Source organism: Saccharopolyspora tripterygii, from assembly GCF_054778355.1.
Genome location: NZ_BAAGZP010000038.1, coordinates 62,264 through 82,779, shown reverse-complemented (window position 1 = coordinate 82,779; position 20,516 = coordinate 62,264). Strand labels below are relative to the sequence as shown.

General features: G+C 69.3%; 20 protein-coding genes and 2 tRNA genes. 12 read left to right on the top strand and 10 right to left on the bottom strand.

What is annotated here, in order from left to right; all coding sequences use genetic code 11:
* Positions 1-14: 14 nt before the first annotated feature.
* Both ACYVF3_RS27125 and ACYVF3_RS27120 read right to left on the bottom strand, forming a co-directional pair.
* A complete protein-coding gene (locus ACYVF3_RS27125) occupies positions 15-131 on the bottom strand; it encodes an MFS transporter small subunit (RefSeq protein WP_425474177.1) in 117 nt (38 codons plus the stop codon).
* On the bottom strand, positions 128-1,465 hold the full coding sequence (locus tag ACYVF3_RS27120) for an L-lactate MFS transporter (RefSeq protein ID WP_461157089.1): 1,338 nt from the start codon (positions 1,463-1,465) through the stop codon (positions 128-130). Before ACYVF3_RS27120 ends, ACYVF3_RS27125 begins: the two co-directional genes overlap by 4 nt.
* 106 nt (positions 1,466-1,571) lie before the next feature.
* On the opposite strand from ACYVF3_RS27120, the gene fdhD reads away from it, so the two are divergent.
* Positions 1,572-2,408 carry a formate dehydrogenase accessory sulfurtransferase FdhD gene (gene fdhD / locus ACYVF3_RS27115; protein WP_461157088.1) on the top strand — a complete coding sequence of 279 codons (837 nt, stop codon included), beginning with the start codon at positions 1,572-1,574 and terminating at the stop codon, positions 2,406-2,408.
* Positions 2,409-2,460: 52 nt separating this feature from the next.
* On the top strand, positions 2,461-3,321 hold the full coding sequence (locus ACYVF3_RS27110) for an alpha/beta hydrolase (protein WP_461157087.1): 861 nt from the start codon (positions 2,461-2,463) through the stop codon (positions 3,319-3,321).
* A gap of 26 nt (positions 3,322-3,347) precedes the next feature.
* Here the strand turns inward: ACYVF3_RS27110 and ACYVF3_RS27105 are convergent, their stop codons facing one another.
* The 5 genes from ACYVF3_RS27105 to tig form a co-directional block, all read right to left on the bottom strand.
* A complete protein-coding gene (locus ACYVF3_RS27105) occupies positions 3,348-3,986 on the bottom strand; it encodes an RBBP9/YdeN family alpha/beta hydrolase (protein ID WP_461157086.1) in 639 nt (212 codons plus the stop codon).
* A 173-nt stretch (positions 3,987-4,159) separates the two neighbouring features.
* A complete protein-coding gene (clpX, locus tag ACYVF3_RS27100) occupies positions 4,160-5,440 on the bottom strand; it encodes an ATP-dependent Clp protease ATP-binding subunit ClpX (RefSeq protein WP_461157085.1) in 1,281 nt (426 codons plus the stop codon).
* Between the two features lie 263 nt (positions 5,441-5,703).
* Complete coding sequence (locus tag ACYVF3_RS27095; protein WP_461157084.1) at positions 5,704-6,336, bottom strand: ATP-dependent Clp protease proteolytic subunit; 633 nt, start codon at positions 6,334-6,336, stop codon at positions 5,704-5,706.
* 41 nt (positions 6,337-6,377) lie between these two features.
* A complete protein-coding gene (locus tag ACYVF3_RS27090) occupies positions 6,378-7,004 on the bottom strand; it encodes a ClpP family protease (protein ID WP_145743610.1) in 627 nt (208 codons plus the stop codon).
* A 252-nt stretch (positions 7,005-7,256) separates the two neighbouring features.
* Positions 7,257-8,663 carry a trigger factor gene (gene tig, locus ACYVF3_RS27085; RefSeq protein ID WP_461157083.1) on the bottom strand — a complete coding sequence of 469 codons (1,407 nt, stop codon included), beginning with the start codon at positions 8,661-8,663 and terminating at the stop codon, positions 7,257-7,259.
* A gap of 137 nt (positions 8,664-8,800) precedes the next feature.
* On the opposite strand from tig, the gene ACYVF3_RS27080 reads away from it, so the two are divergent.
* The gene (locus tag ACYVF3_RS27080; RefSeq protein WP_461157082.1) at positions 8,801-9,004 is read left to right on the top strand and encodes a hypothetical protein; all 204 of its coding nucleotides are present in this window, start codon (positions 8,801-8,803) and stop codon (positions 9,002-9,004) included.
* Between the two features lie 154 nt (positions 9,005-9,158).
* Here ACYVF3_RS27080 and ACYVF3_RS27075 read toward each other — a convergent pair.
* A tRNA-Pro gene (locus ACYVF3_RS27075) sits at positions 9,159-9,232 on the bottom strand.
* A 127-nt stretch (positions 9,233-9,359) separates the two neighbouring features.
* On the opposite strand from ACYVF3_RS27075, the gene ACYVF3_RS27070 reads away from it, so the two are divergent.
* The 5 genes from ACYVF3_RS27070 (at position 9,360) to ACYVF3_RS27050 (ending at position 13,799) form a co-directional block, all read left to right on the top strand.
* Positions 9,360-9,430: transfer RNA gene (locus tag ACYVF3_RS27070), tRNA-Gly, on the top strand.
* Between the two features lie 166 nt (positions 9,431-9,596).
* The gene (locus tag ACYVF3_RS27065) at positions 9,597-11,075 is read left to right on the top strand and encodes a DHA2 family efflux MFS transporter permease subunit (RefSeq protein ID WP_461157081.1); all 1,479 of its coding nucleotides are present in this window, start codon (positions 9,597-9,599) and stop codon (positions 11,073-11,075) included.
* Positions 11,076-11,135: 60 nt separating this feature from the next.
* Positions 11,136-11,762: a 2'-5' RNA ligase family protein gene (locus ACYVF3_RS27060; protein ID WP_461157080.1), complete on the top strand. Its 627-nt coding sequence runs from the start codon at positions 11,136-11,138 to the stop codon at positions 11,760-11,762.
* Positions 11,763-11,804: 42 nt separating this feature from the next.
* Positions 11,805-12,983 (top strand): GNAT family N-acetyltransferase, encoded by a 1,179-nt coding sequence (locus tag ACYVF3_RS27055; protein ID WP_461157079.1) that lies wholly within the window; start codon positions 11,805-11,807, stop codon positions 12,981-12,983.
* Positions 12,984-13,037: 54 nt separating this feature from the next.
* On the top strand, positions 13,038-13,799 hold the full coding sequence (locus ACYVF3_RS27050) for a hypothetical protein (protein WP_461157078.1): 762 nt from the start codon (positions 13,038-13,040) through the stop codon (positions 13,797-13,799).
* 144 nt (positions 13,800-13,943) lie between these two features.
* Here the strand turns inward: ACYVF3_RS27050 and ACYVF3_RS27045 are convergent, their stop codons facing one another.
* Entirely contained in the window at positions 13,944-14,753 is an 810-nt protein-coding gene (locus ACYVF3_RS27045) for an Fpg/Nei family DNA glycosylase (protein WP_461157077.1), read from the bottom strand.
* A 75-nt stretch (positions 14,754-14,828) separates the two neighbouring features.
* Positions 14,829-15,134 (bottom strand): hypothetical protein, encoded by a 306-nt coding sequence (locus tag ACYVF3_RS27040; RefSeq protein WP_461157076.1) that lies wholly within the window; start codon positions 15,132-15,134, stop codon positions 14,829-14,831.
* Between the two features lie 47 nt (positions 15,135-15,181).
* Here ACYVF3_RS27040 and ACYVF3_RS27035 point away from each other — a divergent pair, with 47 nt between their 5' ends.
* The 4 genes from ACYVF3_RS27035 (at position 15,182) to ACYVF3_RS27020 (ending at position 20,498) form a co-directional block, all read left to right on the top strand.
* A complete protein-coding gene (locus tag ACYVF3_RS27035) occupies positions 15,182-15,988 on the top strand; it encodes an MBL fold metallo-hydrolase (RefSeq protein ID WP_461157075.1) in 807 nt (268 codons plus the stop codon).
* 197 nt (positions 15,989-16,185) lie between these two features.
* Positions 16,186-16,785, top strand: a complete 600-nt coding sequence (locus tag ACYVF3_RS27030) for a YbaB/EbfC family nucleoid-associated protein (RefSeq protein WP_461157074.1) — start codon at positions 16,186-16,188, stop codon at positions 16,783-16,785.
* A 24-nt stretch (positions 16,786-16,809) separates the two neighbouring features.
* Positions 16,810-17,121, top strand: coding sequence for a type VII secretion target (locus ACYVF3_RS27025; protein ID WP_461157073.1), 312 nt, complete (start codon positions 16,810-16,812; stop codon positions 17,119-17,121).
* On the top strand, positions 17,121-20,498 hold the full coding sequence (locus ACYVF3_RS27020) for a WXG100-like domain-containing protein (RefSeq protein WP_461157072.1): 3,378 nt from the start codon (positions 17,121-17,123) through the stop codon (positions 20,496-20,498). The genes ACYVF3_RS27025 and ACYVF3_RS27020 overlap by 1 nt, the downstream gene beginning before the upstream one ends.
* Positions 20,499-20,516 lie beyond the last annotated feature (18 nt).

The following is a 20,516-nucleotide window of genomic DNA, read 5'->3' as shown; positions in this document are numbered from 1 at the left end:
TCACACCCGTCCGGTCAGCCGGTGAAGAGCTTGGTGACCTTGGTGATGAGCTCGTAGAGGCCGTAGAGGAACGGGACACCCACCCAGAGCCAGGCGATGACCAGGAGGACTTGGCGGTTCGTGGACGTCACTCGTCCGCTCCCTTCACCGGTTCGTGGAACTTCGGGTCGACCGGCCGGATCAGCTCGTTGGCGATGAACCCGATGACCAGCAGCCCGATCATGATGTAGAGCGAGACCGCGTACAGGTCAGGGCCCTTCGCGCCGCTCGCTTCCTGCGCGTCGGCGACGGCGTTGACGATCAGCGGTCCGAGCACACCGGCCACCGACCACGCGGTGAGCAGCCGACCGTGGATCGCGCCGACCTGCAGGTTGCCGAACAGGTCCTTCAGGTAGGCCGGAGCGGTGGAGAAACCGCCGCCGTAGAAGGACAGGATCAGGATCGCGCACAGCACGAACACCGGGATGCCGGTCGCGCCGAACAGCAGGATCCCCAGGTACAGCAGCGTTCCGCCGCCCAGGTACAGGCGGTAGATGTTCTTGCGCCCCACCACGTCCGATGCGGACGACCACACGAACCGACCGGCCATGTTGGTCAGCGACAGCAGTGCCACGAACCCGGCCGCCGCCCCGGTGGCCACCGGGGTCGCGCTGTTGGAGAAGAAGCCCACGATCATCGGCGAGGCCTTCTCCAGGATGCCGATGCCCGCGGTGACGTTGCAGCAGAGGATCACCCACAGCAGCCAGAACTGCGGGGTGCGCAAGGCGTTGTTGGCGGTCACGTCGGCCGCGGTGATCATCGGCTTGGCGACCTGCTCCGGCATCGACTTGGGACGCCAGCCCGGGGCGGGGACCCGCACCAGCAGCGCGCCCAGCGACATGAACACCGCGTAGACCACGCCGTGCACCAGGAACGTCTGCGCGATTCCGGAGCGGTCCTCGCCGAAGGTGTCCAGCATCTGCGTCGACCACGGCGAGGCGATCAGCGCACCGCCGCCGAAACCCATGATCGCGATGCCGGTGGCCATGCCCGGCCGGTCCGGGAACCACTTCATCAGCGTCGACACCGGCGAGATGTAGCCGATGCCCAGCCCGATGCCGCCCACCACGCCGTAGCCGAGGACCACCAGCCAGTACTGGCCCAACCCGACGCCGACCGAGGAGATCAGGAACCCGAGCGAGAAGCAGATCGCCGAGACCGTCATGGCCCAGCGGGGACCGCGCCTCTCCACCGTCGTGCCGCCCAGCGCGGCCGACAGGCCCAGCATCACGATGCCCAGCTGGAACGGCAGCGCGCTCAAGGTGCCCGACAAGCCCAGGGCGTCCTCCAGCGGCGGCTTGAACACGCTCCACGCGTAGACCTGACCGATCGACAGGTGCACCGCCAGCGCTGCCGGAGGGATCAGCCACCTGCTCCAGTCCGGTGGAGCGACTGTTCGACTGGGTGAAAGCAGCCCTGAAACCATTGGGCCTCCCGGCTTCGCGACGTTGATCAGCGCGCCGAGCATACTGTTGGGAACGGCTGCGAATGACCGATCTCATTCAAACCGAAACAATGTCCGAGGAGGGCCCATGGGACGCGTCACCGTGCGACGACCGGTGCTTCGGATCGCCGCGAACGGCCAGCGGACCAGGCCGGACACGCTCGCCGCCGAGGAACCGCTCGAAATTCGCGTCAACGGCAAACCGCTGTCAGTGACGATGCGCACACCCGGTCACGACGTGGAGCTGGCGCACGGGTTCCTGCTGACCGAGGGCGTCATCACCGACCGCGAGCAGCTGGCCACCGCCCGCTACTGCGACAGTCCCGGGCCCGACGGGCGCAACACCTACAACGTGCTCGACATCGTGCTGGCCCCCGATGTCCCGATGCCGGACGCCTCGGTGGAGCGAAACTTCTACACCACGTCGTCCTGCGGGGTGTGCGGCAAGGCCGCGCTGGACTCGGTGAAGCTGCGCACCCAGCACTCCCCCGCCTCGGATCCGCTGAGCGTCGACGCCGACACCCTCATCGGGTTGCCCGACGCGCTGCGCGAGGCCCAGCGCGTCTTCGACTCCACCGGCGGCCTGCACGCGGCGGGCCTGTTCGACTCGCGCGGCGAGCTGCTGGTGGCGCGGGAGGACGTGGGCAGGCACAACGCGGTGGACAAGGTGATGGGCTGGGCCCTGATGGAACGCCGGGTGCCACTGACCGGCTGCGTGCTGATGGTGTCCGGTCGCGCGTCGTTCGAGCTGGTGCAGAAGGCCGCGATGGCCGGTGTGCCGATGCTCTCGGCCGTGTCCGCACCGTCCTCGCTGGCCGTGGACCTGGCCGAGGAGCAAGGCATGACCCTCATCGGCTTCCTGCGGGGGTCCTCGATGAACGTCTACACGGGACAGGAACGTGTGGCGAGCGTCGAATCCGCGTGACGGACCGCGCCCGCGGTTGGGATGATGGGCGGGGCTTCGAGGAGGACTGGTTTTGCCGCACCGACGATCGATCGGCGGCCCGCTGTCGCGGCGCACGCTGCTGACCTCGGGGGTCGCCGGGCTCGCGGCGGCCGGGCTCGGGCTGAGCACCGACAGCGCGACGACGGCGCACCAGGTCGAGAAGCGCGTCTCGCTCGCCAAGAACGTCTCCGTGGAACGGCGCTACTCCGAAGCCCGCAAGCAGCACGTGGACATGGTGGCGATCCACCCGGCGGGCGTGTCCCCGCGAGGGCTCCCGGTGTGCCTGATGCTGCACGGACGGTTCGGCGACGCGCTGGACTCGGTCGCCGGCCTACCCACGTGGCTTTCGAACTCCGTTGCGGCCGGTCGGATTCCGCCGTTCACGCTGCTGTCGGTGGACGGTGGTCCGAACAACTACTGGCACCGCCGTCCCGACGACGACGCGATGAGCATGCTCCTCGACGAGGTGCCGCGGTGGCTGGCCGAGCGTGGCCTGAGCAGGCCGACGGCGGCCGCGGGGATCTCGATGGGCGGTTTCGGCGCTCTGGTCTACGCGCGGCGACGCCGCGAGCTGGGCGAGCCGCTGCGCGCGGCCGGCGTGGTCGCCCCCGCCCTGCACACGAACTGGCGGGAGATGCGCAAGCGACGCGCGTTCACCAACGAGGCGGAGTGGACGGCGATCGACCCGCTGCGCCACATCAAGAGCCTCGGTGACCTGCCGGTCGGCGTCTGGTGCGGCAACGGCGACCGCTTCATCGACGGCACCCGCCGCTTCATCCGGCTGGCCGACCCCACCTACGCCTCGACGAGCCCGGGACGCCACAACAAGACCTACTTCCGCAAGGCGCTGCCCGAGCTCGTCGACTTCATCGGCGGCCACATCCGCGCCTGACGAGAACCGCGGTTCTGCGTCGTCGTTCAGACCAGCCGGAGGGCTTCCTGGGAGCGGCCGGCCGTGTAGGCGTCGGCGTCGAAGCGGTCGTGGAGGGGAACCGTGCCGTAGAGGGTCCAGCGCAGGACCGAGGGCCAGGGACCGTAGCCCGCGTCGGTGTTGAGGTGCGCTCCGTCGAGGATGACGTCCATCTCGACCTGCAGGTCCTCGGCGAGCGCGTGCGCGTGGTGCATCGGCAGGTAGGCGTCACCGGTGCCGACGGCCAGGCGCGTGATCCCGGCCGCGCGGCGCAGCGAGGTCGCATCGATCGGGTAAGGCGTGATGTCGCGAGCGTCCGGGTGATTCCACTCCGAGTCCGGCGGGGACACCAGCAGGACCCGGTCCGCGCGACGGCCATCGGACTCGATCGTGGCGGCGTGGTGCAGCCACAGGGCGACGCCGCACCAGTGCGCGGCCACCACCAGCTCCGCCTCGGGCGGCACCGCCGCAAGCCGCTCGCGCAGCACCGGGAGCCAACGTCGAAGGTCAGGATGATCCGGATCCGGGAGCACCGGCGCCTCGACGTGAACGTCGTGGTCGCGGAGCCGCCCCGCCAGCCACGACTGCCAATGCCAGGGCCCGGCACCGGTCATCCCGTGGACCAGCAGAACGTGCATCTCACTCATGGCAGGCACTCCCGGACTCGTCGTTGCCACCCATCAATATCAACTATTCACCGCGGCGCCGCAGAACGTGGCACCGGGTACCCGAGACGCACCCGGAATGACCGCTTCGAGTGATCGCGCGCGCAAAAGCACCCCGTGCCGAAACCAGCGCGGGGTGCTTTCGAGGAGAGGGATCAGGCGGACTTCTCGCGACGCTCCCGCCGAGAAGCCTGCCGGGCGACGATCGTCGGGTTCACGTTCTCCCGCACGGTCTGCTCGGTGATCACGACCTTGGCGACGTCGGAGCGGCTCGGGATGTCGTACATGACCGGCAGCAGGACCTCTTCCAGGATCGCGCGCAGACCGCGCGCCCCGGTGCCCCGCAGGATCGCCTGGTCGGCGATGGCCTCCAGCGCCGTCTTGGTGAACTCCAGCTCCACGTTGTCCATCTCGAACAAGCGCTTGTACTGCTTCACCAGCGCGTTGCGCGGCTCGGTGAGGATCTGCACGAGCGACGGCTTGTCGAGGTTGGTGACGCTGGCCATCGTGGGAAGACGACCGATGAACTCCGGGATCAAGCCGTACTTGATCAAGTCCTCGGGCATCACGTCGGAGAAGTAGTCGGCGGTGTCGACCTCGGACTTCGACCGCAGCTCCGCGCCGAACCCGACGCTGTGCTTGCCGACCCGCTCCTCGACGATCTTCTCAAGACCGGCGAACGCACCGGCCACGACGAACAGCACGTTCGTCGTGTCGATCTGGATGAACTCCTGGTGCGGGTGCTTGCGGCCGCCCTGCGGCGGAACGCTCGCGGTGGTGCCCTCGAGAATCTTCAGCAGCGCCTGCTGCACGCCCTCGCCGGAGACGTCGCGGGTGATCGACGGGTTCTCGCTCTTGCGGGCGATCTTGTCGACCTCGTCGATGTAGATGATGCCGGTCTCGGCGCGCTTGACGTCGTAGTCGGCGGCCTGGATCAGCTTCAGCAGGATGTTCTCGACGTCCTCGCCGACGTAGCCGGCTTCGGTCAGCGCCGTGGCGTCGGCGATCGCGAAGGGCACGTTGAGCATCTTGGCGAGGGTCTGCGCCAGGTAGGTCTTGCCGCAGCCGGTCGGGCCGAGCATCAGGATGTTGGACTTGGCCAGTTCGACGGCCTCTTCACCACGCGCCTCGCGCCGCTCACCGGCCTGGATGCGCTTGTAGTGGTTGTAGACCGCGACGGAGAGGTTGCGCTTCGCCGGATCTTGCCCGATGACGTACTGGTCGAGGAACTCGTGGATCTCCGCGGGCTTGGGCAGCTCGTCGAGCTTGACCTCGCCGGCCTCCGCCAGCTCCTCTTCTATGATCTCGTTGCAGAGATCGATGCACTCATCGCAGATGTACACGCCGGGGCCGGCGATGAGTTTTTTCACCTGCTTCTGGCTCTTCCCGCAGAAGGAGCACTTCAGCAGGTCGCCGCCGTCACCGATACGTGCCATGACCGCTGACCCCGTCCCCTCCGGCACGCCCTCCGAAAAGCGTGCCTGACCGTATGTGCCTTCGACGGTACCTGTCGTTCCCCGAGTTCGGGGAGGCTCTCAGTGTCCGTCATCGCCGAGCGTGCTGTGACCAGCGTCGCGCTCGGCGTGTCGCGGTCCCGGTGGCCGGGCGTGGCGCCCGCACCACCGTCAGGACCACCGACCGGAACTCGCGCAGCCGGAACGTTTCCCGGGGGCGCGCAGGCCCCCGGGAAACGCCGACGTCAGGACTGCTGCTGGGAGAGCTTCCGGTACGGCACGACCTCGTCGATGATGCCGTATTCCTTGGCCTGCTCAGCGGTGAGGATCTTGTCGCGGTCGACGTCCTCGTGCACCTGCTCCTGGGAGCGCTTGGTGTGCTTGGCCAGCGAGGACTCCATCAGGTCGCGCATCCGCTGCACCTCGTCGGCCTGGATCTCCAGGTCGGAGACCTGACCGTAGATGCCCTCCACGGACGGCTGGTGGATCAGCACGCGGGAGTTCGGCAGCGCCTGGCGCTTGCCCTCCGTGCCCGCGGCCAGCAGCACCGCCGCCGCCGAGGCCGCCTGGCCCAGGCAGATGGTGCGCACGTCGGGCCGCACGTACTGGATGGTGTCGTAGATGGCCATCATCGCGGTGAACGAACCACCGGGGGAGTTGATGTACATCTGGATCTCGCGGTCCGGGTCGTCGGACTCCAGGAACAGCAGCTGCGCCATCACGTCGTTGGCCGACGCGTCGTCGACCTGGACGCCGAGGAAGACGATGCGCTCCTCGAACAGCTTGTTGTACGGGTTGGACTCCTTGACCCCGTACGCGGTGCGCTCGACGAACGACGGCAGCACGTACCGGGACTGCAACGACTGGTAAGGGTTCACGACGGGTGACTCCTCGTAACTAGGTCCGGGTGCGGGGTTGTTCAGCTGGTCGGCAGGTTCGCCGCGCTCGCCACGTAGTCCACGAGCCCGTAGTCGCGAGCTTCCTCGGCGGTGAACCACCGGTCCCGGTCGAAGTCGGCCATGATCGTCTCGACGGACTTGCCCGTCTGCCCGGCGATCAGGCCCGCCATCTCCTCCTTGTGCTTGGAGAACATCTTGGCCTGGATCGCGATGTCAGCCGCGGTTCCGCCCAGTCCGGCCGAGGGCTGGTGCATCATGATCCGGGCGTGCGGCAGCGCGAAGCGCTTGCCCTTGGCACCCGCGGAGAGCAGGAACTGCCCCATCGACGCGGCCATGCCCATCGCGACGGTGGCCACGTCGGGCTTGATGAGCTCCATGGTGTCGTAGATCGCCATGCCCGCGGTGACCGAACCACCCGGCGAGTTGATGTACAACGAAATGTCGCGGTCCGGGTCCTCGGCAGCCAGCAGCAGCAGCTGCGAGCAGATCTGGTTCGAGATGTTCTCCTCGACCTGGGAGCCGAGGACGATGATCCGCTCCCGCAGCAGCCGCTCGAAAACCGAGTCGTTGAGCGAGAGTCCGTTCGTGCCCGTCCGCATGGACGGCGCCTGCGCGTCGGACGCCGGAACAGTCAGGTGCTGCGTCACGTCTCCCTGCCTTCTCCCACAATGGGCCCTTGTCCACCCTGGTCGCTCGGGTCTTGCCGGAGCTCGCCGCAGTCCTTCCAATGTGGACCCGACGAACGACCGGGCGTCCTCGCTGACCGCAGGGTGATGTCCTGCTTCCCTACTCGGGTGATCCGCTACAACCGACCCTAACGAACGTGGACGGCACCAGCTTCCCAGTACCGCCCACGTTCGCTTAGAGCATGCGTATCAAGTTGTCCGGCGAGAGCCGGGTCACTCCGACTTGGCGTCGGCCTTCGCCTCGACCTCGGTGGACTCGGCGGTGTCACCCTCGACGACCTCGGGGGTCTCCTCGTCCTCCTGCGGGCCGAACAGCTCGTCCATGTCCAGCGCGGTGCCGGCGGAGTCGGTCACGGTGGCCTGGCGGACCACCGAGAACAGCGCCTTGCTGCGGCGGACGTCGGCGAACAGCGCGCCGATCTGGCCGGACTCCTGGGCCTGCTGGACGAACTGGTCCGGGCTCATGCCGAAGCGCTGCGCCTGGTAGATGATCCGCTGCGTCAGCTCTTCGTCCGAGACCGACACGCCCTCTTCGTCGGCGATGGTGTCCAGCACCAGCTGGGTGCGGACGGCCTTCTCCGCCTCTTCGCGGGTCTCGGTGTCGAACTGCTCGCGGTTCTTGTCCTGCGTCTCGAGCCAAGCCTCGAAGGCCTTCTCGTCGTGGTCGAACGGGTGCACCGCGTCGTGCTGGCGCGCCTCGATCTCCTGCTCGACGACCTTCTCCGGGAGCGGGACCTCGACGGTCTCCAGCAGCACGTCCAGGATCTTGTCCCGGGCCTGCATGCCCTGCTCCATCTTCTTGACCCGGCCCAGGCGCTCGCGCAGGTCGGCGATCAGCTCGTCGATCGTGTCGAACTCGCTGGCCATCTGAGCGAACTCGTCGTCGGCCTCCGGCAGCTGGCGCTCCTTGATGGAGTTCACCTTCACCGAGACCTCGGCGTCCTTGCCCGCGTACTCACCCGCCACCAGCTTGGTGGTGAAGGTCTTCGTCTCGCCCTCGGTCGCGCCGATCACCGCGTCGTCGATGCCCTCGACGAGCTGGCCCGAGCCGATCTCGTACGACAGACCCGAGGTCTGGGCGTCCTCGACCTCTTCCCCGTCGACCGTGGCCGACAGGTCGATGCTGAGGAAGTCGCCCTCCTGCGCGGGGCGCTCGACGCCGGCCAGGGTGCCGAAACGAGCGCGCAGCGAGTCCAGCTGCTCGTTGACGTCCTCTTCCGCGACCTCGACGTCGTCAACGCTCACCGAAAGCTCGCCGAAGGCGGGCACGGTGATCTCCGGACGGACGTCGACCTCGGCGGTGAACGCGATCTCCGCGCCGTCCTCGATCTTGGTCACCTCGATGTCCGGGCGACCGAGGGTGCGCAGCTCGTCGCTGTTGACAGCCTCCAGGTACTTGGCCGGAACCGCCTCGTTGACGACCTCGTCGAGCACGGGTCCACGACCGATGCGGCTCTCCAGCACCCGCGCCGGGACCTTCCCCGGCCGGAAGCCGGGGATGCGGACCTGCTGGGCGAGTGCCTTGTACGCGCGGTCGAAGTTCGGCTTGAGCTCGTCGAACGGCACCTCGACGTTGATCCGGACGCGCGTCGGGCTCAGGTGCTCGACGGTGCTCTTCACGTGGTCTCCTAGTGCGAACGTGCTTGATTCCCCGGCGCTGGCTTCAGGGCGCGGCCAAACACCACGTCCAATGCCGGGCTGACCACCGAGTCTATTGCTTCCCACCGGGGGACACGGTCCGGGGTTGCGAGAAGGGCGTGAACGTGCCCGCTCAGGCGCTGGCCGAGGCAGCTCAGCGCGCGGGTGGAGCGCCCAGGTCGGTGGGCGTCACGGCGGTCACGATCCCCACCGCGGGAGACGACGCGGGGGCGGTCGGCGGGCCGGGCACCCACAGGGAGACGGCGATCAGCCCCACCACGGCTGCGCACAGCACCGCACACACCACCGCGGCCGACCGCTGAACGCCGGGTCCGGCCAGAATCGCATCACGCACGCCTGGGAAATCGGTGTTGTTCACCGGGTCGTTACCGCGCCCGGCCGACCCGATCGGGGCGGACCGCCCGGGGAAAAGCGAAACCGGCCACTCGCGAGATCTGCGAGCGGCCGGCCGACACGTCGGGGTGGCGGGATTTGAACCCACGACCCCTCGCACCCAAAGCGAGTGCGCTACCAATCTGCGCCACACCCCGTCCGACGTGCGACGCACCCGGATCAACCGGGTGCGTTGCGAAGAGCCTATCGCGACCGGTTAAGCTGTGGCACGCAAGGTCGTCAACGGCCCGCCGAGCAATCGCGCGGACCAGGCGAAACCGGCACGCGGGCGTAGCTCAATGGTAGAGCCCCAGTCTTCCAAACTGGCTACGCGGGTTCGATTCCCGTCGCCCGCTCAGAACAGGGCGGAGTCTCCCGGTCGACGAATCGGGAACTCCGCCCTTTTGCTGTTCGGCTCCTCCCCCGCGGTGCGGTTCGTGCTGTTGGGACGCCTGTGGTCTGCGTCGAAACCATTTGGGTATCCCGAACGCGTGGAGGATGCTGAAGGTGTTTCCGGTTCTCATGTCAGGGGGGTTCGTGCGGCGGCTCGAGTACAAGTGGCTGGTCGGCATCACGTTCGTGCTGGCGCTGATCATGCAGATCCTGGACGTCACGATCCTGAACGTGGCGCTGGCCACGCTGGGCCGTGAGTTCCAGGTCGACCCCGCGCAGCTGCAGTGGGTGCTGACCGGCTACATGATCAGCCTCGCGGTGTTCATCCCCTCGTCCGGCTGGATCGCCGACCGCTTCGGGAGCAAGAAGACCTTCCAGGCCGCGGTGATCATCTTCACCCTCGCCTCGATGCTGTGCGGCATGGCCGTGTCCATGGAGATGCTCGTCGGCTCGCGCATCCTCCAGGGCGTCGGCGGCGGCATGCTCGTGCCCGTGGGGCAGGCCATGATGTTCCGCGCCTTCCCGGCCCGCGAACGGGCCAAGGCCGGTGCGGTGCTGTCCATCCCGATCACCGTCGCCCCGATGCTCGGACCGCTGATCGGCGGCGTGCTCGTGGAGTACGCGAGCTGGCGGTGGATCTTCTTCATCAACCTGCCGGTCGGGGCGCTCGCGCTGCTGTTCACCATCCTGTTCCTCAAGGAGGAGACGACCCGCGATCCCGGCCGCTTCGACGTGCCCGGCTTCGTGCTCGCCGGTGCCGGTCTGGCCACCCTGCTCGTCGGTCTGGACCAGGGCGCCCAGATCGGCTGGACCTCGCCGGCCGTGTGGCTGAGCCTCATCGCCTCGGTGCTGCTCATCGGCGGTCTCGTGTGGCGCGAGCTGCGCGTCTCCTCGCCGATGCTCGACCTCCGGCTGCTGGGCGACCGCCTGTTCGGCACCGGCAACCTGCTGCTGCTGGCCATGACCGGCGCGATGTTCAGCGTGCTGTTCCTGATCCCGCTCTACCTGCAGACGCTGCGCGGGGTGTCCCCGATGTTCGCGGGGCTGACGATGATGCCGCAGGCCATCGCGATGCTGGCCACCACGCAGGTCGTCAGCCGGGTCTACGGCCGCATCGGTCCCAAGCGCCTCGTGCTCGCCGGTTTCGCGGTCCAGCTGGTCATCGGCGGGCTGCTGCAGGTGCAGAACCTGAGCACGCCGTTGTGGGCGCTCGGCCTGCTGCTGGCCACCCAGGGGGTGGCGATGGGTCTGCTGATGACCCCCATCCAGACCGCCACCTTCGCCGCGATCTCCGGTCCGGCGATGGGCATGGCCAGCTCGATGTTCAACGTCACGCGCCAGGTCGCCACCGCACTGGGCACCGCCGTCGTGGCGACCGTGCTCACCATGCTCATGCAGCACAACCAATCCACTGTGGACCCCTCCGCACCAGCGATGGTGGCCGATGCGCAGCTGGCCGCGTTCCACGGTGCCTTCCTGGTCTCGGCGGCCTTCGCGGTGCTGGGTATTGTGCTGACATTGCGGGTGCGCGACGCCGATGCCGCGGCCACTCTCGACCGCCCGAAAGCCGCAGCACGGCAGGGTGAACCCGAGCCTTCCGAGCCGTGAGATAGGTCAAGCGCGCCCCACTTCCGGACACGTCCGGGCACTATGTGAGGGGTGACCGACATGCCACATGCCGATCAGGTTCGCAATCACACGCGCTGGCGCACCGACTGGCACGCGGGCCGCACCGGCTACGCCTGGGTGCTGCCGCTGGCCGACCAGCCCAGCCTGCGCAAACTGGTCAACGACTACCAGTACGCGCTGCGCGACCTGCCCGGATTCGACCTCGTCCCGCTGGAATGGATGCACATCCTCGTGCAGGAGATCGGCTTCACCGACGAGGTGGACTCCTCCCGCATCGACACGCTGCTGGAGGCCACCCGCCCGAAGCTCGCCGGGGTGCTGCCGCTCACGCTGGCGTTCCACCACGCGGTCGTGCTGCCCGAGTCGCTGGCGCTGCCCGCGGAACCCCAGTCCAGCGTCCTCGACCTGCGAGCGGCCGTCCGCGAAGCCACCTCCGAGGTCCTGGGATCCGACGCGGTCCCGTCCGAGCCCGAGGACATCGACAAGCACGTCAGCCTCGCCCACTCCACCACCGACGGTCCGGCGATCTTCGCCATCGCCACCCTGCAGGCCACCATCGTCGAGTCGGCCACCGCGAAGGTCTCGGCGTTGTCGCTGGTCAAGATGAGTCGCGACCACTCCAGCACGGAGTGGGAGACGATCGCCGAGGTCCCGCTGGGCGGCTGAAAAGCAGTCGCCTCCCGATCCCCGGCGCTGTAGTAATGCCGCATGGGGAATCTTGAAGCGAGGAAGCTCACCGGCGCGGAACCGGACGAGTTCCCGGCGGTGTTCGGAGCGGCGTTCATGGAGGACACCGCGCCCGACCTCGACAGATGGCGTCCGGTGATCCCGTACGCCAACGCGATGGGCGTCTTCGACGGTTCCGAGATGATCGGCGGCGGTGGTCACTACGCCACCGCGGTGATGCTGCCGAACCACCGGCGCGCACGCCTGGCCGGGGTCACGCTCGTCGGCGTCAAACCGGGGCACCGCCGCCGGGGCGTGCTGACGTCGCTGATGCGCCGGCAGCTCGACGACCTGCGCGAAGCGGACGTCCCGCTGGCCGCCCTGTACGCCTCCGAAGGCGGTATCTACGGACGCTACGGCTACGGCGTGGCGACCTCGGAGAACCACCTCGCGCTGCCCGCCGACGCCCGCTTCCGGCCCGGTGTCGAGATCGACGAGCGCCCGGTGCGGGAAGTGCCCCGGGAGCGCGCGCTGCCGGTCGTCCACGAGCAGCACGCGCGCATCGCCGCAGGCCGAGCCGGGTGGATCGAGCGCGGTGACGGCGCGTGGGCCGAGCTGGAGCAGATGCGGCAGCACCGCCGCGGCGGTGCCCCGTCCCGCTACGCGCTGCACCCCGAAGGCCACGTGATCTACCGGCCGGTCCCGAGGTGGACCGAGCGCGGGCCGGACTACCAGCTGGAGATCACCCACCTGATGGCCGAGACCCCGCAGGCCTACGCCGCCCTGTGGCGGTATCTGCTGGAGTTCGACCTGGTCAGGCAGATCTCGTGGAGCAAGGCCGCCGTCGACGAAACGATCGTGCGGATGCTCGCCGACCCGCGCGCCGCCGAGCAGCGGATCGTCGACGGCCTGTGGCTGAGGCTGATCGACGTGCCCGCCGCGCTCGCCGCCCGCGAGGTCGACTCGGACGTGGTCGTGGAGGTCAGCGACTCGTTCTGCCCGTGGAACGAGGGCCGCTGGCGGCTCGACGGGCAGGCGAGCACCGCGCCCGCGCAGGTGGCCCTCGACGTCGCCGACCTGGCCGCCGCCTACCTCGGCGGCAGCACGCTGCTCCAGCTCGCCGCCGCCGGGCGGGTGCGCGAACTGGAGCCGGGCGCGCTGACCGCCGCGTCCCGCGCGCTGGCCACCGACCTGCCTCCGAGCTGCCCGGACGCCTTCTAGCACTGCGCTCACGCGCGTACCGTCGAGGGCAACGGCGTCCCCGAGGAGGCAGGGATGACCAGTGCACTCGTGTTTCTCCTGATCGCGCTCGTCGTGCTGGGCGCCGCCGTGTGGTGGTCCCGGCAGAAGGTGCTCGACCACCAGCGCAAGCAGCTGGCCGACGACAAGGCCGAGGCCAGGCGCTGGGTCGAACGGCTCGGCGGGCAGGTGCTCAACCTCATCGGCACCAATGATGCCGCCAGGCAGGCGCTCGCGGACGCCTCCGAGCGGCACGGCGCCGCGCTCACCCAGCTCGACCAGGCCACGACGTCGAAGCAGGCCCGGCTGACGTCCGAGTCGGCCATGGAGGGGCTCCACTACGTGCGCGCCGCGCGCGAGGCGATGGACATGGATCCGGGACCTGAGCTGCCCGCGCTGACCGGCCAGCGCTACGCGGGCCACGTCAGCGAGGACCGCGAGGTCGAGGTCGACGGCCGGACGCAGGTCGCTTCACCGCATCCGAGCGAGCGCACACCGCACTACTACCCCGGCGGCACCGTGGCGGGGAAACCCGTTCCGCAGGGCTGGTACAGCGACCCGTGGTGGAAGCCGGCCATGGCGGCGGGGATGTGGACCGCCGGGTCGTACGTGCTGATGTCGTCGATGTTCCTCGGGATGGCCACCGTCCCCGCCGAGGCCGCCTACGCCGACGGCTTCGCGGACGGCGCTGCCGCCGACGGCATGGGCCCCGACGGCATGGGCCCTGACGGGGGCGACCCGGGCACCTTCGACGGCGGAGGCATGGACGGCTTCGACTTCGGCGGCTTCGGCTTCTGATCTCCTCGGCACCGGGCAGTTTTGGTCCGAACTGACCGGGCAAAACGGACTTCGATCATGGACGGTTCGGACCAAAACTGCCCGCGGCCCACCACCCACGTCCCCGCAGCACCTCCGCACCCGGTGCTCCGGCTGCCCGGAGGATCATCCGGTTTGGCAGGTGGGGCACCAGTAGAGGTTCCGGGCGGCGAGGTCTTCGGTGACCACCTCGTCGCCGCAGATCAGGCAGGGCGCCCCCGCACGCCGGTAGACGTAGACCTCGCCGCCGTGGCGGTCCTGGCGCGGCGCTCGGCCGGTGGCCTCGGGCAGGTGCTCCGGGCGGACGGTGTCGATGCGCCCGACCTTGACCCCGTCGGCCATCAAGGCCGCCAGGTCGTCCCAGATCAGCTCCCACCGCTCGCGCCCGAGATCGCGACCCGGCGTCATCGGCGGGATGCCGTGCCGGAACAGGACTTCGGCGCGGTAGACGTTGCCGACACCGGACAGGATCTTCTGGTCCATCAGCAGCGCGGCGATGCTGGTGCGCGACTTCGAGATCCGCGCCCACGCCCGCTCGGGTTCCGCGTCGGCGCGCAGCGGGTCCGGCCCGAGCCGGTCGCGCACAGCGGTGACCTCGTCGGGGGTGAGCAGTTCGCACCGGGTGGGACCGCGCAGGTCCGCGAAGTGGGTCGGGCCGACGACGCGCATCCGCACCTGGCCACGCGGCTCGCCTGCCGGCAGCTCGGTCTCGGTGAACGTTCCGTAGAGCCCGAGGTGGACGTGCACGACGTGATCACCGGCGTAGCGGTGGAACAGGTGCTTGCCGTGCGCCTCGGCCCGCTCGAACAGGGCTCCGTCCAGCAGCGACGCGCTGGAGGCGAAGCGCCCCTGCGGGCTGCTGACCCGGACCGGCGCGCCCGCGAACAGCTCCTGGTGCACCCCGGCGAGCCGGTGCAGCGTGTGGCCTTCGGGCACGTCCCGTCCTCCCGAGCTCGTCGTGCGCGGAGGAGAGTCAAGCACACGCAGCACGCGGGAACCGTCGAGGGCGCCTCAGATGAGGATCCAGATCACGACCGATTCCAGCAGGTAGATCAGCGTGCACCAGAGGGCGATCCACAGGCCCCGGCGCACCGGGCGCTCAGCCGCGCGGAACAAGCCCGCGAGGAACGCGACGAGCACGACGGCCGCCGCTCCGGCGATGAGCCACAGCCCGGCGCCCAGCCCGCAATCCGGTTGCGGGCAGGTCGATCCGGGACCGCCGATCAGCACCGGGGACAACGCGCTGTTGGCGACGAGCAGCGCACCCGCCCCGACGGCGGTCGCGAGCAGCGCGGTGAGGGCGACGAGGAGACGCATCGCCGAAGTCTCCCAGAGATCACCCGACGGCCCACTAGGCTGCACCCGTGAGCAGCGCGGACGGGACCTGGATCGAGGTGGCGGAGCGGGTTTTCGCACGTCGCCACGCCGAACTCGACCTGACCACGGGCCTGGTCGTCGGCGACGAGACCGCGCTGCTGATCGACACCCGGGGTGATCACCGGCAGGGCGCGGACCTGGCCGAGGCGGTCCGGCGGATCACTCGCGCGCCTCTGCGCATCGTCCTCACCCACGGCCACTTCGACCACTGCTTCGGCACCTCGGCCTTCCTGCCCGCACCCGTCTGGGCTCACGAGCGCTGCCCGGCCCACCTCACCCGCACCGCCGACGAGCAGCGCGAGCACTGGGTCGCCCACTACCGCGCCGCCGGCGCCACCGGCACGGCGAACGCCCTGGCCGCCTCCTCCCCGACCGCGCCGGATCACCTGGTGTCCGACCGAGTCGATCTGGACCTGGGAGGCAGGATCGCGCAGCTGCACCACTTCGGCCTCGGCCACACCGATCACGACCTGGTCGTCGCGGTCCCGGACGCCGCGGTGGCGTTCGCCGGTGACCTCGTCGAGCAGGGCGCTCCCCCGGACTTCGGCGAAGCCCACCTCGACCGCTGGCCCGCCACGCTGGATGCGATGCTAGCGATCGGTCCCGAGGTCGTCGTTCCCGGGCACGGCGACCCGGTAGGACCGGAATTCGTCCGCACCCAGCGCGACGAGATCGCGAAGCTGGCGAGAATCCGCGAAGAATTCCTCGCGAACCGGATCACCCGCGGCGAGGCCGTTCGCCGCTCGCCCTATCCAGAAGACGCGACCTCGACGGTTCTGCCCCGCGAATTCTGATCACGAGAATCGAATTCCGCGTCATTTCCGGCCATCCGGGTTTCCGCGCTCCCACAATGGCTGCGAGTGCCCCTTTCGGCTCAACACCAATCGGCCATTGGGCTGCATTCTGCGCATAACCGCGCCACTGCTCACCTCGGAACGCCATTCTCTGCGCAGCGGTTCGACACCGTCATGGGGGACGGGAGGAGAATGGTGTGCCCGAGGAGCCCGGCGCCGACATCGGCGCAGCCGAGCGAATGATCCAGCAGTGGCAGCAGAACGCCGTTGAGAAAGCGGAGAAGTTCGGCCGCATGCAGCAGGAGATCGAGCAGTTGTCGATCACCGAATCCTCCCGCGACGGGGCCGTTCAGGTGACCCTCGGGTCGAACGGAATCGTGCGGGACATCCAGCTCTCCCCAGGCGCGGCGAACAGGCCGATGCCGAAGCTCGCGGCGGAGCTCATGCGCACCATTGCGCTCGCGCAGTCCAAGATCCCGGAATTGATGCGGCAGGCCGTCGTCGACACCGTCGGCCTCCAGGACGCCTCCGCTCAGCATGTTCTGACCGAGGCCCGCAAGAACTTCCCCGAGCCACCGGAGGACGACCCGGCCGACGACCCGCGCGGACGCCGCGTGCCGGAGATGCAGTTCCAGGTCGAGGACGACTACGAGGAGCCGCAGCGGCGGCAGCCCCCTCCCGCTCCTCCGCAGCGGCGGACCGCACCGCCACCGCCGCAGCAGCAACGGCCCACGCGCCGCAGGCAGGACGACTTCGATGATGACGACGACTTCGGCGGGGGCTCCTTCCTGCGCTGAGGTCTGCACTGAGGGGAGCAGACGATGGCCGATCAGATGAACGTCGTCACGGAGAACCTGCGCGCGCACTCGTCCGCGGTGGACGGCGTCGCCGATCAGATGACGCAGGCGGCGGACGCCGCGCAGCAGGTGACGATGAACGACGACGCCTACGGCATCCTCTGCCAGCCGTTCGCGATGCTGCTGCAGCCGTTCGAGGAGAACGGCGTCGACGCGCTGAAGAAGGCGGTCGAGTCGCTGGAGAAGATCGCCGAGGACGTCCGGGCCACGGCGGAGGAGTACCAGGCCGTCGATGACGCCCAGAGCGCCGCGATCGGCGCGATCGAGGTGTCCTGATGGCCGAGAACGACCTGGTCGTCACCGAGGACACGCTCCAGAAAGACCCCAACGAGGCACCCGACGCGATCAAGGGCGTGGGCCTGGCCGAATCGGGCTACGACCTCTACTCGGGCATCAGCGAGGGCAACTGGGTGTCCGCCGGGTTGGGCGCGGCCGGTCTGGCGATGGAAGCCGTCAGCATGGCGGTGGACCCGATCGGCACGCTGATCTCCTACGGGCTGTCCTGGTTGATGGAGCACGTCGAGCCGCTCAAGGAAGCGCTGGACTGGTTCGCGGGCGACCCCGACGGCGTCAAGGCCTACGGGCAGACCTGGGGGAAGGTCTCCGAGTCGGTCAAGGCCGCGGTCGAGGAGTTCAACAACGCGGTCAAGAGCGGCACGGCCGAGTGGACCGGCCAGGCGGGCGACGCCTACCGCAAGCACGCCGCGGAGAAGGCCGACGCGATCGCCGCGGCCGGCGAGATGGCCAGCACGATGAGCTCGGTCGTCACGATCATGGGCGAGGTCGTGTCGTTCGTCCGGGAGTTCGTCCGCGACCTCGTTTCCGAGACGATCTCGGCGATCATCACCTACGCGCTCGAAGCGGTGTGCTCCTTCGGGCTGGCGACCCCGGTCATCGTCGGGCAGGTGGCCGCGAAGGTCGCCAAGGTGACCAAGCTGATCGGCGACAAGGTCACCGCCCTGATCGACACGATCAAGCGCGTCACGCCGATGATCGGCAAGGCGATCGAGATCATCGGCAAGATCCTCAAGAAGCTGATGGGCGGCGGGGGCGCGCTGCCGGAGAAGGTGTGGAAGAAGGTCGACGACACCTTCGGCACCAACGTCGTCGGCAAGCACAACGCCAAGTACGGCGGCGGACCGGACGGTGGCGGCTCCAGCGGTGCATCCGGCCCGGACGGCGACAGCGGGCCCGGATCGTCGAGCTCCAGCAGCGGATCCGGCTCGGACACCGGCAACGGGTCGAGTTCCGGGAACGGCTCCGGGTCCGAGAACGGCGGTTCGAGCCCGGATTCGAGCAACGGATCCGACTCCGGACCGAGCACCGGCGATCGTTCCGGATCGAGCACGAGCAGCTCGTCCTCCGGCAACGGGTCGGGCTCGGGCAACACCGGGAGCAGCGGTTCGAGCCCCGACAGCGGCGGCTCGCCGAGCTCCGGCGCGGACGGCGGTTCGGCCACCGGGTCGTCGAGCTCCACCTCCGACGGCACCTCATCGAGCGCGAGCACCGATTCGGGCGGGTCGAGCTCGCCCAGCAGCGGTTCCACCTCCGCACCGGAGGGTTCCAGCTCCCACGGCGGGTCGTCGTCGGAGGATCCCGGGTCGAGCAGCCCATCCGGCGGGTCGTCCGCCGACGCGAACCCGGGTGGCGGTGCGCCCAGCAGCTCGTCGAGCGGTTCCGGACCCGACTCGCCCGGCAACGGCCCCTCACCGAGCAGCAGCAACACGACCATGTCCGGTGACCTGGGCAGCTCTCCCCACGGGTCCTCCAGCCCCGATTCCGGCGACTCGCCCGGCGGGAGTTCCAGCTCGTCCAGCGGCAGCGGAACCGACACCGGCCCCTCCGGCGGGTCCGGGACCAGCGGCGGGTCTCCGAGCGGTGGCGGAACTCCCAGCGGCGGAATGCATTCGCCGTCCACACCGAGTGCACCGGCGAGCACCACTGCGTCCAACGTGGACGCACCGGCCGCCCCGGCGAGCCAATCCCCGACCTCGCCGCCGCCGGGCACCGCGCAACCGAACCAGCCCGGTGGCTCCGCTCCCCCGGCGGGCGGCGCGATGGGCGGCACGGGCGGAAGCCCAGGTGGTGCGGGCCCGAGCGGTGGCAGCCCGAGCGGCGCGGGTCGTCCCACCGGCAGTGGCTGGACCGGAACTCCCGGCAACCCCGGCGCAGCGGGACGCCCACCGTCCACTCCGGACGGTCCGCCGCGACCGCGGGACGCGAGCAGCACCGGTCCGAGCGCTCCTCCTCGCGGCGGACCGGACGCCCCGTCTCGGCCCGGTTCCCCCGGACCGTCGCAGCCCGGCGGCCCGAGCGGTCCGCCGAAGTCGCCTGACGGAGGCGGCCCCGGCACGTCGAAACCGCCGGAGACGAGCAAGGTTCCGGAGTCGCAGAAGTCCCCGGACGCCGGCGCGGATCCGGGCTCCAGGAAGCCGGACACAGACTCGCCCGAGGAGCCGAAGAACGGACCCGAGTCGCAGTCCGAACCGGACGCCCCGGACAAGACCCGGGACCACGACTCCCACGCCCCCGATGGCGACGAGCCGGAGCCGGGTACACCCGAGTACGAGCAGAAGATCGACGACGGCGTCAGCAACTCGCACGACACCGACGCGGGCATGTCGGGTCACGACGACCCGAACATGCAGGACCTGGCCGACCGGGTGCCCCACGACGGGAAGCACTTCACCGTCGACGCCCACCACGGCCCGGACGGCATGCGGATCGGCGACCGGAACTACTCGCCGGACGAGCTGGCCGACGTCCTGCGGCGCTCGGGCTGGGACGGCGAGAGCCCGATCCGCCTGCTCAGCTGCGACTCGTCCGACTTCGCCAGGGACCTGGCCAGGAACCTCGACGTCGACGTCACCGCCCCGAACGGCAGGGCCTGGTCCGACGGCAACGGCAACGTCTTCTCCACCAGCACGTCCCCCGACGGAGGCCCCACCTGGCCCCCGGACGGCGGCTGGGACACCCACCACCCCGACGGCACCCACAGCCCGGCCGGCGAAGACGGCTTCCACCCCTCCAAGGACGGAGAAGACCCAGGACAACGGCCGGAGGACGCGGCGGACCGGGGACAAAACGAGCCACCGCGTGACGCCGACGGAAGGGTCGACTTCAACGGCAGAGGCTCGGTGCGAGTACGCCAGGACGACGGCACCTACGACCTCTACCTCAACGGTGAGCGTTACCCGGAGTCCGCGCGGCATATCTTCGACGCACAAGGCGAAGGTCACCCCAGCGAGCTGTCCGTCGATCAGAGCGCGGACAAGAAAGAACACCAGAACACGCGCCGAGACGAGTCGCTGGACGAGTTTGAACGGCAGGTCGCTGCCGGGGAAATTCCGGACGCCCGCGCCGGAAACCCAGATCACGGCCTTGACCGGGACGAATACCCACCGGCACGGATGTACGAAGGCGGCAATCGAGGCACCGACGATGCTCCGGAATACGCCAGCGTTCGACTCATCACCGGGACCGACAACCAGGCGTCCGGCTCATCTTGGTGGAATCACGGCGTCAAAGGGCTTCCCGATGGAACGCAAGTCAATGTCATCGTGGAGAAGCCACCGGACGCGGACACGAACCCGGACTGGGGGTTACCCGATCACCTCCGCACCGGCGGCAGCACCAATCCATCGGCCCCTTGACACCAGGCAGCATGAACT